Source organism: Kribbella antiqua, assembly GCF_004345665.1.
Lineage (GTDB): Bacteria > Actinomycetota > Actinomycetes > Propionibacteriales > Kribbellaceae > Kribbella > Kribbella antiqua.
This window is the reverse complement of record NZ_SLWR01000002.1, coordinates 115,434-131,852: the sequence shown is the minus strand read 5'-3', so window position 1 is coordinate 131,852 and position 16,419 is coordinate 115,434. Positions and strand designations below refer to the sequence as shown.

Annotated in this window: 15 protein-coding genes; 7 read left to right on the top strand and 8 right to left on the bottom strand. The window is 68.6% G+C overall.

What is annotated here, in order from left to right; translation table 11 throughout:
- Window positions 1–14 precede the first annotated feature (14 nt).
- From EV646_RS06690 to EV646_RS06670, 5 genes are all read left to right on the top strand, one after another.
- Window positions 15–1,217 carry a phosphoglycerate kinase gene (locus EV646_RS06690; RefSeq protein ID WP_132145090.1) on the top strand — a complete coding sequence of 401 codons (1,203 nt, stop codon included), beginning with the start codon at window positions 15–17 and terminating at the stop codon, window positions 1,215–1,217.
- A 5-nt stretch (window positions 1,218–1,222) separates the two neighbouring features.
- Window positions 1,223–2,029, top strand: coding sequence for a triose-phosphate isomerase (gene tpiA / locus EV646_RS06685; protein WP_132145088.1), 807 nt, complete (start codon window positions 1,223–1,225; stop codon window positions 2,027–2,029).
- Complete coding sequence (gene secG / locus EV646_RS06680; protein WP_132145086.1) at window positions 2,026–2,259, top strand: preprotein translocase subunit SecG; 234 nt, start codon at window positions 2,026–2,028, stop codon at window positions 2,257–2,259. The genes tpiA and secG overlap by 4 nt, the downstream gene beginning before the upstream one ends.
- Before the next feature lie 16 nt (window positions 2,260–2,275).
- A complete protein-coding gene (locus EV646_RS06675; RefSeq protein ID WP_132145083.1) occupies window positions 2,276–2,635 on the top strand; it encodes an RNA polymerase-binding protein RbpA in 360 nt (119 codons plus the stop codon).
- Between the two features lie 116 nt (window positions 2,636–2,751).
- Window positions 2,752–3,912: a hypothetical protein gene (locus EV646_RS06670; RefSeq protein ID WP_132145081.1), complete on the top strand. Its 1,161-nt coding sequence runs from the start codon at window positions 2,752–2,754 to the stop codon at window positions 3,910–3,912.
- On the opposite strand, the gene EV646_RS06665 is transcribed toward EV646_RS06670, so the two are convergent.
- From EV646_RS06665 to tkt, 8 genes are all read right to left on the bottom strand, one after another.
- A complete protein-coding gene (locus tag EV646_RS06665) occupies window positions 3,892–4,467 on the bottom strand; it encodes a hypothetical protein (protein WP_132145079.1) in 576 nt (191 codons plus the stop codon). The two genes, EV646_RS06670 and EV646_RS06665, sit on opposite strands and share 21 nt — an antisense overlap.
- Window positions 4,468–4,476: 9 nt before the next feature.
- Entirely contained in the window at window positions 4,477–5,286 is an 810-nt protein-coding gene (locus tag EV646_RS06660) for an isocitrate lyase/PEP mutase family protein (protein WP_132145077.1), read from the bottom strand.
- A gap of 124 nt (window positions 5,287–5,410) precedes the next feature.
- Window positions 5,411–6,181: a 6-phosphogluconolactonase gene (pgl, locus tag EV646_RS06655; RefSeq protein WP_132145075.1), complete on the bottom strand. Its 771-nt coding sequence runs from the start codon at window positions 6,179–6,181 to the stop codon at window positions 5,411–5,413.
- Window positions 6,178–7,356: a glucose-6-phosphate dehydrogenase assembly protein OpcA gene (locus EV646_RS06650; protein ID WP_132145073.1), complete on the bottom strand. Its 1,179-nt coding sequence runs from the start codon at window positions 7,354–7,356 to the stop codon at window positions 6,178–6,180. The genes pgl and EV646_RS06650 overlap by 4 nt, the downstream gene beginning before the upstream one ends.
- Complete coding sequence (gene zwf / locus EV646_RS06645; protein ID WP_132145071.1) at window positions 7,353–8,903, bottom strand: glucose-6-phosphate dehydrogenase; 1,551 nt, start codon at window positions 8,901–8,903, stop codon at window positions 7,353–7,355. The genes EV646_RS06650 and zwf overlap by 4 nt, the downstream gene beginning before the upstream one ends.
- Before the next feature lie 37 nt (window positions 8,904–8,940).
- The gene (locus EV646_RS06640; RefSeq protein ID WP_132145069.1) at window positions 8,941–10,530 is read right to left on the bottom strand and encodes a glucose-6-phosphate isomerase; all 1,590 of its coding nucleotides are present in this window, start codon (window positions 10,528–10,530) and stop codon (window positions 8,941–8,943) included.
- Window positions 10,527–11,636, bottom strand: a complete 1,110-nt coding sequence (gene tal, locus EV646_RS06635) for a transaldolase (protein ID WP_132145067.1) — start codon at window positions 11,634–11,636, stop codon at window positions 10,527–10,529. Before tal ends, EV646_RS06640 begins: the two co-directional genes overlap by 4 nt.
- 35 nt (window positions 11,637–11,671) lie before the next feature.
- Window positions 11,672–13,834, bottom strand: a complete 2,163-nt coding sequence (gene tkt / locus EV646_RS06630) for a transketolase (RefSeq protein WP_132145065.1) — start codon at window positions 13,832–13,834, stop codon at window positions 11,672–11,674.
- Window positions 13,835–14,131: 297 nt separating this feature from the next.
- Between tkt and EV646_RS06625 the strand changes: the two genes are divergently transcribed.
- A complete protein-coding gene (locus tag EV646_RS06625; RefSeq protein WP_132145063.1) occupies window positions 14,132–15,109 on the top strand; it encodes a heme o synthase in 978 nt (325 codons plus the stop codon).
- Window positions 15,110–15,305: 196 nt separating this feature from the next.
- Window positions 15,306–16,415 carry a ScyD/ScyE family protein gene (locus tag EV646_RS06620; protein WP_132145061.1) on the top strand — a complete coding sequence of 370 codons (1,110 nt, stop codon included), beginning with the start codon at window positions 15,306–15,308 and terminating at the stop codon, window positions 16,413–16,415.
- Window positions 16,416–16,419 lie beyond the last annotated feature (4 nt).

The following is a 16,419-nucleotide window of genomic DNA, read 5'->3' as shown; positions in this document are numbered from 1 at the left end:
GGACCGCTGAAACTGTGAAGACCATCGAAGACCTCGGGGACGTGGCCGGCCTGCGGGTCCTGGTCCGCTCCGACCTGAACGTGCCGATCAAGGACGAGACAATCGGCGACGACGGCCGCATCCGCGCCAGCCTGCCGACGCTGGTGAAGCTGGCCAAGGCCGGTGCGAAGGTGATCGTGACCGCGCACCTCGGCCGCCCCAAGGGCAAGCCGAACCCGGAGTTCACGCTGGCCCCGGTCGCCAAGCGGCTCGGCGAGCTGCTGCAGCCCGAGGGCATCACGGTGCATTTCGCCGGCGACGTCACCGGTGACTCCGCGCAGTCCGCCGTACAGGAGCTGGACGAGGGTGAGGTCCTGCTGCTGGAGAACGTGCGGTACGACGCGCGGGAGGAGAGCAAGGACGAGGCCGAGCGGGGTGCGCTGGCCGACGAATTGGCTGCGCTCGCGGACGTCTTCGTCAGCGACGGCTTCGGCGTGGTGCACCGCAAGCAGGCGAGCGTGTACGACGTCGCCCGCAAGCTCCCGCACGCCGCCGGCGGCCTGGTGCTCGCCGAGGTCGACGTACTGAAGAAGCTGACCGAGAGCCCCGAGCGCCCGTACGTCGTCGTGCTCGGCGGCGCGAAGGTGTCGGACAAGCTCGCGGTGATCGACAACCTGATCGCCAAGGCCGACAAGCTGCTGATCGGCGGCGGCATGGTGTTCACCTTCCTCAAGGCGCAGGGCCACGAGGTCGGCAAGAGCCTGCTCGAGGAAGACCAGCTGGACACGGTCAAGGGCTACCTGGAGACCGCGAAGTCCAAGGGCGTCGAGATCGTGCTGCCGACCGACATCGTGGTCGCGCCCGAGTTCAAGGCCGATTCGCCGGCCACGGTCGTCGCCGCGGACTCGATCCCGGCCGACCAGCTCGGCCTCGACATCGGCCCGGAGTCCGGCAAGGCGTTCGCCGCCGAGGTCGCCGGTGCCAAGACGGTGTTCTGGAACGGTCCGATGGGTGTCTTCGAGATGGAGGCGTTCGCGGGCGGAACCAAGGCGGTCGCGCAGGCGTTGACCGAGGTTGACGGCCTCAGCGTGGTCGGTGGCGGTGACTCGGCCGCGGCGGTGCGCCAGCTAGGCTTCGCCGACGAGGCGTTCGGTCACATCTCCACCGGCGGTGGGGCGTCGCTCGAATACCTGGAGGGCAAGGAGCTCCCGGGTCTCGCCGTACTCGAAGAGGACTGAATCCGATGACTGACAGCGCCCGTACGCCGTTGATGGCGGGCAACTGGAAGATGAACCTCAACCACGTCGAGGCGGTGCACCTGCTGCAGAAGCTGTCGTGGACGCTGCAGGACAAGAAGCACGACTTCGAGCGGGTCGAGGTGGCGGTGCTGCCGCCGTTCACCGACATCCGCAGTGTGCAGACGCTCGTCGACGGCGACCGGATGAAGATCAAGTACGGCGCTCAGGACGTGTCGGTGCACGACTCGGGCGCCTACACCGGTGAGATCTCGGCCGCGATGCTGACCAAGCTCGGCTGCAGCTACGTGCTGGCGGGTCACTCCGAGCGCCGGCAGTACCACGACGAGGGCGACGCGCTGGTCAACGCTAAGGCGACCAAGGCGCTGGCGGCCGGGCTGGTCCCGATCGTCTGCGTCGGCGAGGGTCTCGACATCCGCAAGGCCGGCGAGCACGTGGAGTACACACTGGCCCAGGTGGACGGCGCGCTGGCCGGGCTGAAGCAGGACGACATCCGCAAGGTCGTGATCGCGTACGAGCCGGTCTGGGCGATCGGCACCGGCGAGGTCGCCACCCCCGAGGACGCGCAGGAGGTCTGCGCGGCGATCCGGAGCCGGCTGGAGGAAACGATTTCACCCTCGGTCGCCGACTCGGTACGGATTCTTTACGGGGGGTCGGTGAAGATGAGCAGCGCAGGTGGCATCATGGCCCAACCGGATGTCGACGGCTGCCTGGTCGGAGGTGCGAGCCTTCAGGTGGACGAGTTCGCCGGCATCTGCCGTTACCTGGACCTTCAGTTAGGCTACTCCTCGTGATTCTCGCTTTCTCGATCGTCGTGATCGTCTGCAGCCTCATCCTCACGCTGCTCGTGCTGTTGCACAAAGGCCGCGGTGGCGGTCTGTCGGACCTGTTCGGTGGCGGTGTGTCGTCCAGCCTGGGCGGCTCGTCGGTCGCCGAGCGGAACCTGGACCGGATCACGATCGGTGTCGGTCTGATCTGGTTCGCCGCCATCGTCGCGCTCGGCCTGCTGTACAAGCTCGGCTGAGAGGGGAGCAGATCCCGTGGCTGGTGGTGGCAGTGCTATTCGTGGCAGCCGGGTCGGTGCCGGCCCGATGGGCGAGGCGGAGCGCGGCGACACCGCGCCCCGGCAGCGCATCGTGTTCTTCTGTGCCAACGGGCACGAGACCGCGACGGTGTTCGCGGTCGAGGCGGCGATTCCGGAGGCGTGGGACTGTCCACGGTGCGGTCTGCCGACCAGCACCGATGTGAACAACCCGCCTCCGCCGCCGAAGATCGAGCCGTACAAGACGCATCTGGCGTACGTGAAGGAACGGCGCAGCGAGCAGGAAGCTCAGGAGATCCTCGAAGAGGCCCTCGAAAAGCTCCGCGCCCGCCGCGCCCGCGGCGAAGTCATCTTCTGACGACGACGTCAGCAGCCCGGACCACCACGTGGTCCGGGCTGTTGGCGTTCCCGAAGCCGACGCGACTTTGCGCGATCGGGCAAGACTGCGCAGGGTCCGTCTTCCTAAAATGAGGTGTGGGGCTGGGGGACATCGACCTACCGATCGATCTGTCCGACGTGCCCGGGTGGGTCTGGCTGCTCGCCGTCATCCCAGTGGTCAGCTGGGTGTCGTCGATGATCAACTTCGTCCAACGGCATGTCGAGAACAAGTTCTGGCGTGAGTCCGGCAAGGTCAACACGCTGATCACCTTCGTGCTGCTGGTGTGCGCGTACGCGTTCTACGGCGACGAGCAGACCCGCACCCTCTGGGAAGCCGTGAAGGACCTCGGGATGGAGGAAGTCCGTTCCGTTCTGCCGGTGGCGATCACCACGCAGTTCCTGCTGCTTGGCCTGTTCTGGATCGTCTTCGGCCGCATCCTCGGCATGTCCTGGCGATCGCTGGCCGAAGCAGGAATCCCATTCCTCGCGTACCTGGCGATCTACGCGCAGATCCTGCTGTACACCGTCATGCTGCTCGGCATCCTGCGCAGCGATGTGAGCTGGGCCTTGGTAGGTCTCGGCGGTTCGCTCATCCTGGCGTACCTGTTCGCGGTCGCTCAGATGACTCCTGAGTTCAGGGCGGAGCAGGCGCGGATAGCGAGGCGAAAGGGCGTGATCGCCTGGATGAACCGCGCCACTTACGGCAGCGACATAGAGACGAGATCGCGCTGGGCGCGCAGGCCAAGAGAAGTCGTCGGCTTCTTGGTCACTGCCTGGATCTTCCTCGCCATCGTGACCGTACCCGTCATCGGCTATTTCAAAGGCCACGAGAAGGGAGTTCCATCGATCGGTGGTGCGATCCGGGTCGAGCTGATCGTGATGTCCGTTCTCCTGCTCGTCGCGTGCTTCCAGTTTCGCGACATCGCGGACAGCGTTGCCGATACTCCGCGGGCACTCTTCCCCTTCGTGGACCTCAGCCTTGCCTTCGCGGCCGCCGTCGTCGCGGTGACCGGCCTGCCGAACTCCGAGGTGACGCTAGGGCCCGTCCCGGTCTTCGCCGTCGCGGTCGGACCGCCGCTGATCGTTGCGCTGACGATCTTCTTGTCGCACCTGATCGGTCGGCGCCGCAGGACGCACAACTGGGGCGCGGCCATGCTGACCAGCGTCGGCGCCGGCTTCGTCGTACTGCCGCTGAAACTGCTGCTGACTGCGGCCGTGGTCCCGCTCGTCGGGTTGCTACCCCTGCCGTCGTGGTAGAGCGCGGGCGAGCCGGAGGCTCCAGATTGGGAAGAGCAGGTAGGTGCCGGCCCAGCTGAAGCCGCCGAGGAAGGTCCAGGCGGGAGCCGTGTCCATGCCGTCGAGGCCCATGGCGATGCCGGGCGCGTTGATGAAGCCGAGCGCCATCACGGCCCCCGCGACCAGGCCGGCTGTGCGCAGGCGCCGTGGTCCTGGGGAGTCGGCGGCGCTCCAGTGGTTGACCGCGATCAGCCAGACTCCGATCAAGGCGAACCCGACGCTCGACACCAGCCCCGCGAGAAAGAACCCGGTGGCGTCGCTCAGGACGAGGTAGGAGCCCACGACAGTGATCGCGGCTCCGACAGCAGCGATTCCGACGAAGGCGGCCGGACACCGCGCGCCGGAGCGCCACGACATCCACGCGAGACCGGCGCTCAGTACTCCCAGCACGGCGTTGCCGACGTCATTGATCGCGCCGAAGGGTCCTTCGACGATGTAGAAGACGATGAGGCTCAAACAGGTGACGAGACCGACGATCCCATGGACGATCGCCAGCCCACCCAGGCTTCGACGCACGACTGGAGACTATCCGGCCGGGTGGCGTGCGAAGAGCTGATTGAGCTCGGCTTGGGGGATTTGGCGGGCAGCGAAGTCGATGGTGCCCTTGGTGAGTAGCTCCTGCGCGGCACGTCGTACCAGGCCTAGAGCGGCTCGGGCGATGCTGCCGCCGAGGCTGACTCGGGTAGCGCCGGTTGCCTGCAGGTCGCCGACGGTGAGGGTTGACGTGCCCAGGCCCAGTACGACGTTGAGCGGGCCGTTGATCTCGCGGACCAGAGTGCGGATGGAGTCGAGGTCGTTCACGCCGGGGACGTAGAGACAGTCGGCACCGGCTTCGCGGAAGCGGTTCGCGCGGGCGATCGAGTCGGCCAAGCTGGTCGGTGCCTTGAGCAACTGGCCGTCCGTACGCGCGGTCAGGACGTAGTCGGGCCCGGCTGCCTCGCGGGCGGCGACGATGCGCTCGACCGCGAGCTCGACGTCGTACAGCTCGCGGCCGTTGAAGTCCTCGATGTTCCCGCCGGCGAGCCCGGCCTCGCGCGACAACGTGATCGTCTCGGCGACAGCCTCCGGTGAGGCGCCGTACCCGTCCTCGAGGTCCCCGTTCACCGGTACGGCGGTCGCCGCCGTGATCTCACGAACCCGCGCGAACATGTCGTCCCGCGACAACGCCGGCGCACCATCCGGCAACGTGTGATCACCCTTGCCCAGCGAGAACGCGATCCCCGCACTGGTCGTCGCAATCGCCTCGAAGCCCGCATCGGCCAGCACCACCGCACTCCCGGCATCCCACGCATTCGGCATGACGAAGAACCCGCTATGCAGCTCGCGAAAACTCATACCTGTGATCCTCGCAGCTGAACAGTTCGGCGTACGCCGAACCGCGACTAGCGTGCAGCGGCGGGCGGAGAGGCTCGAGTGTGAGCAGAGTGTCGCCGACAAGCGCTTGCCGACGGCACTCGGCCTAGGTGCGCGGGGCGCGGATGGAGCTGGGGATTTCCTGGGCGGAGGATTCGTCGAGGAGCCAGAGGGTTCGGTTGAGGCCTTTGACGCCGGCTGCTGGGATCTGCAGGCGGCCGGTGTCGGCGAGGGCCAGGCGGACGGCCTTCGCCTTGTCGTCGCCGGAGACGACGAACCAGACCTCGTGGGCACGGTTCAGCGCCGGGAAGGTCAGCGAGATCCGGGTCGGCGGCGGCTTGGGGGAGCCGTGGACCGCGATCGCGGCGACGTCCTCGGAGTGCAGCCCCGGGTGCTCCGGGAAGAGCGACGCGACATGACCGTCCGGCCCGACACCAAGCAGCAGTACGTCGAACGTCGGTACGCCGTCCCGGTCGCCCGCACTCAGCGCCTTTGAAAGCTCCGCCGCGTACGCCGTCGCGGCCGCCTCAGCGCCTTGACCGGTGTCAGCCGGCATGGGGTGCACTCGGGCGGGGTCCACATCCACGTGGTCGAGCAAGGCTTCGCGGGCCTGGGTCTCGTTGCGGTCCGGGTCGCCGTCAGGCAGGAACCGCTCGTCGCCCCACCAGAACTCGACCCGCTGCCAGTCGATCGCACTCCGGGCAGGCGACTCTGCCACCGCCCGGTAGACGACCGACGCGACGCGTCCACCGGTCAGCACGACCTGAGCGACCTTGCCGCTGCTCTGGACGTCGACCAGCCGCGTGATGAGGCGGGCCGCGACGGCGTGGGCCAGGCCCTCGGCGTCGCGGTTGACCAGGACCTCCGGGGCGGTCATGACCGCCCCGCCACCCTCTTACCCGCACTCTTCTTCGCAGCGGTCTTCTTGACCGCGGACTTCCGCGCCGGCGACTTCCGCGCAGTCGTCTTCTCAGCAGCCGTCTTCTTGGCGGTCGACTTCGCAGCGGTCGTCTTCTTGGTGACCGTGGCCGACAGCTCGGGTGATGCTGCCTTGCCCTCGACACTCGCCGTACGCTCGGCGGCCTTGGAAACCGCGGTCTGCACCGAGTGCCGGTTCACCGCGCTGACCTTCTTCGCGTCGGCCGGCATGCTCTCCCGCTCGACCATGCACGCGAGCGTTTGCGCGTACACGTCGTCCGGGTCGAGCCGCCGCAATTCCTCACTCAGCAGCTCCGACGTCGTACGGCGCTTCAAGGCCACCGGCCGGTCCGGCGCACCCGGAATGCTGAAGGTCGCCACCGCACCATCGGGACGCGTCAGCGCGATCGGCCCGGACGGCGTGAACAGGCGTGCCGCCGTGATGCCAGGGCCACGCGAGGTCTTCTGCTCCACCGCGACGCCCAGCCGGTGCTGCAACCAGGCCGCCAGCAGATCGGCACTCGGATTGCCCTTGGCCGACGTGATTTCGGCGCCGGTCACCTTCGTCGGGTACTGATCCAGAGCAGCCGCCAGCAGCGCACGCCACGGCGTCAGCCTGGTCCAAGCGAAGTCCGTGTCGCCAGGCTCGTAGCCCTCGGCTCGGGCCGTGAAGTCCACCGATGCCCGACGGGTCGCAGCTGCATCCGTGACCCGGCGACGACCCAAGCGGCCGAGCGGGTCGTCCGCGGGTACCTTCGGCCCGCCGCCTGGCCACCACACGATGACGGGGGAGTCGGGCAGCAGCAGGGGAGTGATGACGGATTCCGGCACCTTGGCCAGCTCGCCGTGGAGGCGCAGCAGCACCGCCTCACCCGGAATGCCTTCGCCCACGCGGACTTCGGCATCCAGGCCCGGCGCACCCCGGCCCGGCCGCAGAATTGCGACCAGGACTCGTGACGGGTGCTCGCGACCGGCCTCGTTCGCGGCCTTCATCGCGTCGTGGTGGGACGCCTCGTCGACGACCACCACGATGGTGCCGACCATGCCCATGGCCGGCGAGCCCGCGTTCCGGCGGGCCCGGAGCAGCGCCGAGGCGATCTCGCTCGACGTCGTGTCGGTGAGGTCGATGATCATGGCCGCCTCCAGGCGCGTCCGTCGCGGGCGAGCATCTCGTGCGCGGAGTCCGGGCCCCAGCCGCCGGACGCGTACTGCTCCGGCTTGCCGTGCTTGGCCCAGTACTCGATCACCGGGTCGAGGATCTTCCAGCCCAGCTCCACCTCGGTGTGCTGCGGGAACAGTGGCGGATCACCCAGCAGTACGTCGAGGATCAGCCGCTCGTACGCCTCCGGAGACGACTCGGTGAACGAGCCGCCGTACTGGAAGTCCATGTTGACGTCGCGGATCTCCATCGCGGTGCCCGGTACCTTGGCGCCGAACCGCATGGTGATGCCCTCGTCCGGCTGGATCCGCAGTACGAGCGCGTTCTGGCCGAGTTCCTCGGTCTCGGTCTTGGTGAACGGCAGGTGCGGCGCCCGCTTGAACATCACCGCGACCTCGGTCACCCGGCGGCCGAGCCGCTTGCCGGTGCGCAGGTAGAACGGCACACCCGCCCAGCGGCGCGTGTCGACGTCGACGCGCAGCGCCGCGAAGGTCTCGGTCGCGGAGTGCTGAGGAATGCCGTCCTCCTGCAGGTAGCCCTTGACCTTCGAGCCACCGGCCCAGCCGGCCTCGTACTGACCGCGGGCGGTGTGCAGGTCGAGGCGGTCGGGCAGCTTGACCGCGTTCAGGACTTTCTTCTTCTCCTGCCGCAGCGACCAGGCGTCGAAGCTGACCGGCTCCTCCATCGCGACCAGCGCGAGCAGCTGGAGCAGGTGGTTCTGGATCACGTCGCGGGCCGCGCCGATGCCGTCGTAGTACCCGGCCCGGCCGCCGATGCCGATGTCCTCGGCCATGGTGATCTGGACGTGGTCGACGTAGTGGCTGTTCCAGACCGGCTCGAACATGGCGTTGGCGAACCGCAGCGCCAGCATGTTCTGCACGGTCTCCTTGCCCAGGTAGTGGTCGATCCGGAACACCGCCTCAGCCGGGAAGACCGACTCGACCACCTGGTTCAGCTCCCGGGCGCTCTGCAGGTCGTGGCCGAACGGCTTCTCGATCACCACCCGCCGCCACGAGCCGGGCACCTCGTCGGTGAGCCCGTGCTCGGACAGCTGCTGCACTACCTGCGGGAACAGGCCGGGCGGGATGGACAGGTAGAACGCGTGGTTGCCGCCGGTACCGCGGTTGACGTCCAGCTCGTCCACGGTCTCCCGCAGCCGCTTGAACGCGTCGTCGTCGGTCAGGTCGCCCGGCACGAACCGGAAGCCCTCGGCCAACTGCTGCCAGACCTCCTCGCGGAACGGCGTCCGCGCGTGCTCCTTGACCGAGTCGTGCACGATCTGGGCGAAGTCCTGGTTGGTGTAGTCACGCCGGGCGAACCCGACGAGGGCGAATCCGGGCGGCAGCAGCCCCCGGTTCGCCAGGTCGTAGACCGCCGGCATCAGCTTCTTGCGGGCCAGGTCACCGGTGACGCCGAAGATCACCAGGCTGCACGGCCCGGCGATCCGCGGCAGCCGCCGGTCCTGCGGATCCCGCAGCGGGTTCACCGGGCCGGCCGGTGATTCGTCGAGCTCAGCGGTCATCAGCCGCTTTCCTCCGAGATCAGGTTGTCGAACAGGACTATTCGAACAGGGACTTGAGTTGTTGTACGCCGGCCGCCGGGTCAGTGAGGTGGAGTCGCAGTACCGGCCGGCCGCGCTCGGCGAGAACATTCGCGTCGCCGGCCGCCTGGGCCGAGATCAGCGTGCCGAACGTGAACGGACGGTCGGGGATCTCCACGTCCGTCGGATGCGCCGCGGTGATCTGCAGGAACACGCCCTCCGGGTGACCACCCTTGTGGTACTGACCGGTGGAGTGCAGGAACCGCGGACCCCAGCCGAAGGTCACCGGCCGCCCAGTCTGCTTCGCGATCGCGGGACGAATGGCCGCGAGCGAAGCGTCCCGCTCGGAGTCCAGGTACGCCTGGACCGAGAGGTATCCGAGCTCGTCGAGCTTGCCCAGCAGTACGTCGACCGCGCCCTTGAGCGAGTCCACGCCGTCCAGCAGACCTTCCGATCCACGCACCTCGACAGCCCCGTCGGTGAACGCTGCCGCCTCCGGCTCGGGCTGCGCGTCGAGCAGACCGCGAGCGGCCTTCTTCGCGCTCTCCACGTCCGGCTGGTCGAACGGGTTGATCCCGAGCAGGTATCCGGCCACCGCTGTCGCCATCTCCCACAGCAGGAACTGCGCACCGAGAGAGCCGGTCGTCACGACGGTCGGGGTGCCGGAGGCAACGCTGGCGGCGCTGGTGTCTGCCGCGAGCAATGCGTGGACCAGGTCGCCCGCACCGCTGTGCAGCTCCGGCGCCTCGAGGCTCTCCACCGCTACCGGCAGGACACCGGTGCCGTTCTTGCCGGTGCTCTCGGCGATGAGCTGCTCGGCCCAGTCTGGGAAGCCGACGATCGACGAGCCACCAGAGGCGATGACGACCTTGTCGCGGCCCGGGCTGGCTGCGATGACAGCGCCGAGGATGAGCGCAGGGTTCGACGGGTCGTCGGCCTGCAGTGTCGGCGCCACCTCGGCGGCCTGGTCCAGCAGCTCGGCCACATCCGCGCCGGCAAGCGCCGACGGGACGAGACCGAAGGCTGTCAGTGCGCTGTAGCGGCCGCCGACGTGCGGGTCGGCCAGGAACGTCTTCCGGTAACCCTCGTCCGCCGCCAGCTTCTCGAACGGCGAGCCCGGGTCCGTCACCACGACGATGCGCCCAGCCGGGTCGATGCCCGCGTCGGTGAACGCCTTGATGAACGCCCGCCGGTGGCTGTCGGTCTCGACCGTGCCGCCGGACTTGCTGGACACCACGATGACCGTCTTCTGCAGGTCACCGTCCAGCGCCCGGGAAACCACGCTCGGGTCGGTGGAGTCCAGTACGACGAGGTCGACCCCGGCGGTCCGGGTGATCACCTCGGGAGCCAGTGAGGAACCGCCCATGCCGGACAGCACGATCCGGTCCAGGCCCTCGGACCGCAAGTCGGCCTGCAATGCCTCGATCTCGGCCAGCAACGGCCGCGACGATTCGTACAGGTCGACCCAGCTGAGCCGGATCGACGACTCGGCCTCGGCTTCCGGACCCCAGGTGGTGGCGTCCTTGGCGGCGATCCGGGAGGCGATCTTCTCGCTGACGAGCCGGTCGACGACCTCGCGCCAGCCTTCGCCGTAAGCGGTGACAGTCACTTGGCGGCACCCTTCAGCGCGGCGGTGACGGTGTCCTGCAGCTCCGACCAGGACGCGTCGAACTTGGCCACGCCCTCGTCCTCCAGCACCTGCACGACCTCGTCGTACGAGATGCCCAGCTTCTCCAGGTCGTCGATCACCTTGCGGTCGGCGGCGTAGTCGCCGCGGACCGTGTCGCCGGTGACCTCGCTGTGCTCGGCGGCCGCCTTGATGGTTGCCTCCGGCATCGTGTTGACCACGCCCCGGGTGACCAGGTTGTCGACGTACAGGGTCGGCGGGTAGGCCGGGTCCTTGACGCCGGTGGAGGCCCAGAGCGGGCGCTGCGGCTTCGCGCCGGCCGTCTCGATCTCGCGCCAGCGGTCGGAGGAGAAGATCTCCTCGTACGCCTGGAACGCGAGCCGCGCGTTGGCGATGGCGGCCTTGCCCTTCAGGGCCTTGGCCTCATCGGTGCCGATGGCATCGAGTCGCTTGTCGACCTCGGTGTCCACCCGGCTGACGAAGAACGAGGCGACGCTGCCCAGCTTGCTGACGTCGTGACCGTTCTCGATCGCCTGCTCCAGGCCGGTCAGGAACGCGTCCACGACGGCCTTGTAGCGGTCCAGCGAGAAGATCAGCGTCACGTTCACACTGATGCCCGCGGCAAGGGTCGCGGTGATTGCCGGCAGGCCTTCCATGGTGGCCGGGATCTTCACGAACACGTTCTCCCGGCCGACGGTCTCCCACAGCTCCTTGGCCTGGGCGATCGTCTTCTCGGTGTCCCGGGCCAGGCCGGGCTCGACCTCGATCGAGACCCGGCCGTCGACCGACTCGGAGTCGTCGTACACCGGCTTGAACAGGTCCGCGGCGGAACGGACGTCGTCGGTGGTGATCACCCGGATGGCCTCGTCGGTGGAGACCCCTTCGGCCGCGAGCCGGGCCACCTGCTCGGCGTACGCGTCGGCGTCGGCGATGGCCTTGGCGAAGATCGTCGGGTTGGTGGTCACGCCGCTGACGTACGAGTCGTGGATCAGCGTCGCCAGGCTGCCGCTGGTCAGCCGCTCCCGGGAGAGGTCGTCGAGCCAGATGGAGACACCCGCGTCGGCGAGTGCTTTCAAGCGATCGTTCATGTCCGAAGCCTTCCGAATGTTCTGTTGTGGGTGTTTCAGTCAGCCGGGCCGATCGGTCCGGCCGCGTGCCGTTCGGCCGGGACGCCCGCGCCACCGAGCTCGGCGGCCGCGGCGATGCTGTCCTTGGCGGCCTGGACGACGGCTTCGGCGGTGATGCCGAACTCCTTGTACAGGACCTTGTAGTCGGCCGAGGCGCCGAAGTGCTCCAGGCTGACGATCCGGCCGGCGTCACCGACCACCTCGCGCCAGCCCTGGCCGACACCGGCCTCGACCGAGACCCGGGCCCGGACGTTCGCCGGGATGACCGAGTTGCGGTACGCGTCGTCCTGCTCGTCGAACCACTCGCGGGACACCATCGACACGACCCGGGCGTTGATGCCCTCGCCGGCCAGGGTGTTACGGGCCTCGACGGCCAGCTGCAGCTCGGAGCCGGTGCCGATCAGGATCACGTCCGGCGTGCCGTCGGTGTCGAGCAGCGTGTAGCCGCCCTTCTTCACGTTCTCCGTGGTCGCGAAGCCGTCGGTGCCGCGCGGGAAGGTCGGTACGTTCTGCCGGGTCAGCGCCAGACCGGCCGGGCGGTCGGTGTTCTCGAGGATCGCCGCCCACGCGGCCGCGGTCTCGTTCGCGTCACCAGGCCGTACGACGTCCAGGCCCGGAATGGCCCGCAGCGCCGCCAGATGCTCGATCGGCTGGTGCGTCGGGCCGTCCTCGCCGAGACCGATCGAGTCGTGCGTCCACACATAGGTCACCGGCAGCTTCATCAGCGCGGCCAGCCGGACCGAGGGGCGCATGTAGTCGCTGAAGACGAGGAACGTGCCGCCGTACGGGCGGGTGCCGCCGTGCAGGGCGATGCCGTTGAGGACCGAGCCCATGCCGTGCTCGCGGATGCCGAAGTGCAGGACGCGGCCGTACTCGTTGCCCTGGAACTCCTTGGTGGCGTGCTCGGCCGGGATGAACGACGGCTCGCCCTTCGGGGTGGTGTTGTTCGAGCCCGCGAGGTCGGCCGAACCGCCCCACAGCTCGGGCAGCTCGGGCGCCAGCTTGGTCAGCACCTCGCCGGAGGCGGCCCGGGTGGCGACACCCTTGGCGTCGGCGTCCCAGCTCGGCAGCGCGTCCTTCCAGCCGGCCGGCAGCTCACGCGTCTGCAGCCGGTCGAACAGCGCGGCGCGCTCGGGTGCGGCCGTCCGCCAGGCGCCGTACTTGACGTTCCACTCCTCCTGCAGCGCCTTGCCGCGCTCCAGCGCCTTGCGGGTGTGCTCGATGATCTCGTCGGCGACCTCGAAGTCCTTCTCCGGGTCGAAGCCGAGGACCTTCTTGGTCGCCGCCACCTCGTCGGCGCCGATCGCGGAGCCGTGGATCTTGCCGGTGTTCTGCTTGGTCGGCGCCGGCCAGCCGATGATCGTGCGCAGCCGGATGAAGCTGGGCTTGTCGGTGACCGCGTTGGCCGCCTCGAGGGCGTCGTACAGGGCCTGGACGTTCTCCTCGTAGCCGGTGCCGCCGTTGGTCCAGTCGACGTCCTGGACGTGCCAGCCGTACGCCGCGTAGCGGGCCGCGACGTCCTCGGAGAACGCGATGTTGGTGTCGTCCTCGATGGAGATCTTGTTGTCGTCGTAGATCAGCGTGAGGTTGCCGAGCTTCTGGTGGGCGGCCAGCGAGGAGGCCTCGGACGAGACGCCCTCCTCCAGGTCGCCGTCGGAGGCGATCGCGTAGATGTGGTGGTCGAACACGCCCTCACCGGCGGCGGCCTCGGGCTCGAACAGGCCACGCTCGCGGCGGGCCGCCATCGCCATGCCGACGGCGTTGCCGACGCCCTGGCCGAGCGGGCCGGTGGTGGTCTCGACACCCGGGGTGTGCGAGTACTCCGGGTGGCCCGGGGTCTTGCTGCCCCAGGTGCGCAGGGACTTGAGGTCGTCCAGCTCGAGGCCGAAGCCGGCCAGGTAGAGCTGGATGTACAGAGTGAGGCTGGAGTGACCGGCCGACAGCACGAACCGGTCGCGGGCCGGCCAGTGCGGGTCCGCCGGGTTGTGCTTCATCACCTTCTGGAAGAGCAGGTACGCCGCCGGCGCCAGGCTCATCGCCGTACCAGGATGGCCGTTCCCGACCTTCTCCACCGCGTCCATCGCGAGGACCCGCACCGTGTCGACTGCGCGCCGGTCGGCCTCGGTCCATTCAAGCTTGGGGCTGGTCTTCTCCGTCACGCCGGCGGCGCTCCTCTCGATGGCTGCGAAAACAACATCTGGTAGGCGTCGAGGGATCGCTCCGGACCTACCGGCCGGTCGCGATCGCGGCCCCGCGCATCACCGTGAGCGAGCCTACTCGCCCGCGTGTCCGGCGCCTTCCATAGACTCGAAACCCGGACCACACACCTCTTGTTCCCGACGTCTCGCACATCACACGGACGGCTCACCCAGGGGGGTGGCGAGACCCTCCTACGGGGCGTCGTAGACTGTCGAATCGTCAGCGCCGGTCCCCGGCGTCAACCCACTGTTTTCGAGGTGTTCGTGACGGCCGTCGACCCGCGTCCAGCCGCGACGACGTCGTACCCGGCAGCGCCGCCGCTGCCGGCCGACCCAGCTGTTCTGAGCCCGACGGTGCGCGATGTGGTCAAGGCGTACGTCGGTCTGACCAAGCCACGCATCATCGAGCTGCTGCTGATCACCACCGTGCCGGTGATGTTCCTGGCCGCCGGTGGAGTGCCCGGCCTCGGCGTGGTCGCCGCCACCCTGGTCGGCGGCATCTTCGCCGCCGGCAGCGCGAACACGATCAACTGCGTGCTCGACCGCGACATCGACGAGCAGATGCGCCGGACCCGCCGCCGCCCGCTGCCGCGGCACGCGGTCAGCCCGCGGTCGGCGACCATCTTCGGCGTCGTGCTCGGGGTCCTGGCGACACTCGAGCTCGGCTTCTTCGTCAACTGGCTGTCCTCGCTGCTCGCACTGGCCGCGAATGCCTTCTACGTGTTCGGCTACACGATGGTGCTCAAGCGCCGTACCGTGCAGAACATCGTCTGGGGCGGAATCGCGGGTTGTTTCCCGACCCTGATCGGCTGGACCGCGGTCACCAACGAGCTGGCCTGGACGCCGGTCGTGCTGTTCCTGGTCGTCTTCTTCTGGACGCCGCCGCACACCTGGACGCTGGCGATGCGCTACCGCGAGGACTACGCGTCGGTCGACGTACCGATGCTGCCGGTCGTCGCCACCCCGGTCGCCACCGCGCGCCAGATCATGGCGTACTCCGTGGTCATGGTGGCCACCTCGATCGCGCTCTGGCCGGTCGCTGACACCGGCTTCGTCTACCCGCTGGCCGCGATCGCGCTCGGCGTCGTCTTCCTCCGCGAGGCCCGCGCATTGTTGCTCCGGGCCCACACCGGCGCCGAAGGTGCCGCGCTGCGCCCGATGCGCCTGTTCCACTTCTCCAACATCTACCTGGCGCTGCTCTTCATCGCCGCGGCCATCGACCCGCTGCTGCACTGACTGTTGCCTTTGGCATCGGTTAGGTGCACTCTGGGTGCAGAGCTAGGCACTGTGGGTTGCAGTACGACGTTCGCGCGTCGTATTCGATCAAGTGCGTGGAGTCCTGCCGTTGACCTGATCGTGATCTGATGTTGCGATAAGGCGGTCTGTGGAGGGGGATTCCACGCCTGGGGAGACATAGAACGCAGGGGGTTTCATGGGGGCACGAACACGTATCGCCGCGGTCGCAGCGCTGGCGCTCGCCGGGTCCGCGCTGGTCGCTGGGCCGGCCGACGCGGGGCACAGCAGCCTCAAGCCGGTCGTCACCGGTCTGGACGGTCCACGCGGCGTCGCGACGTACGGCGGCAAAGTCATCTACAGCGTGACCGACGGCTCGGTGTACTCGGCGTCAGCCGACGGTCTGAACAAGAACATCACCAAGCTCGGCCAGGTTCCGGGCGGCTTCCCACCGGCGATCGACACCAGTAAGTGGGGTGTGACCTACGCACTCACCGGCGGTGGCGGACCGGAAGGGGACGCTCCGCCGGGTGGAGCGACGCTGTTCCGGCTGCGGCCCGGCAAGGCTGCGGTGCCGGTGGCAGACATCGCGGCCTACCAGGCGACAGACCCGGACCCGGACAACACGGACGGTCCGCCTGGGGAGAGCAACCCGTTCGGGCTGGCCGCGCTGAACGACCACACGGTTCTCGTGTCCGATGCTGCGGGCAACGACCTGCTGAGGGTCTGGCCGAACGGGAAGATCAAGACGGTCGCGCGGCTCAAGCCGCGCGTGGTCAAGGTTCCGTCCGGACTGCCGGCGAAAGATCCGGAAGGCAACCCGTTGCCACCGGCCGGCACACCGATCCTGGCCGAGGCTGTGGCCACTTCCGTGACCGTGGGGTCGGACGGCTACTACTACGTCGGTGAGCTCCGCGGTTTCCCCGCGACGCCAGGTACGGCGGAGATCTGGCGCATCAAGCCGGGCTCTGTCAACGCCGTATGTGACCCGGCGCACCCGTACACGGGCGCCTGCCAGCGGTACTCGGACGGCTGGACGTCGATCGTGGACTTGGGAGCCGGGCCCGGCAACAAGATCTACGTGGTCGAGCTGGCCAAGGCGAGCTGGCTCCAGTTCGAGCTGAACGGTGCGACCGAGGGAGCCGTCTTCGTGCAGTACCGCGGCGGCCATCAGCGCGGCGGGTACCGGCGTGAGCTCGCGAAGGGCCTACTCCACCTGCCGGGTGGTGTCGGCGTGAGCAAGAGCGGCGTCGTGTACGTCGCCGGGCCGATCTTCGGTCCGGGCTCCGTGTCCAGAGTCAGGTACTGACGAG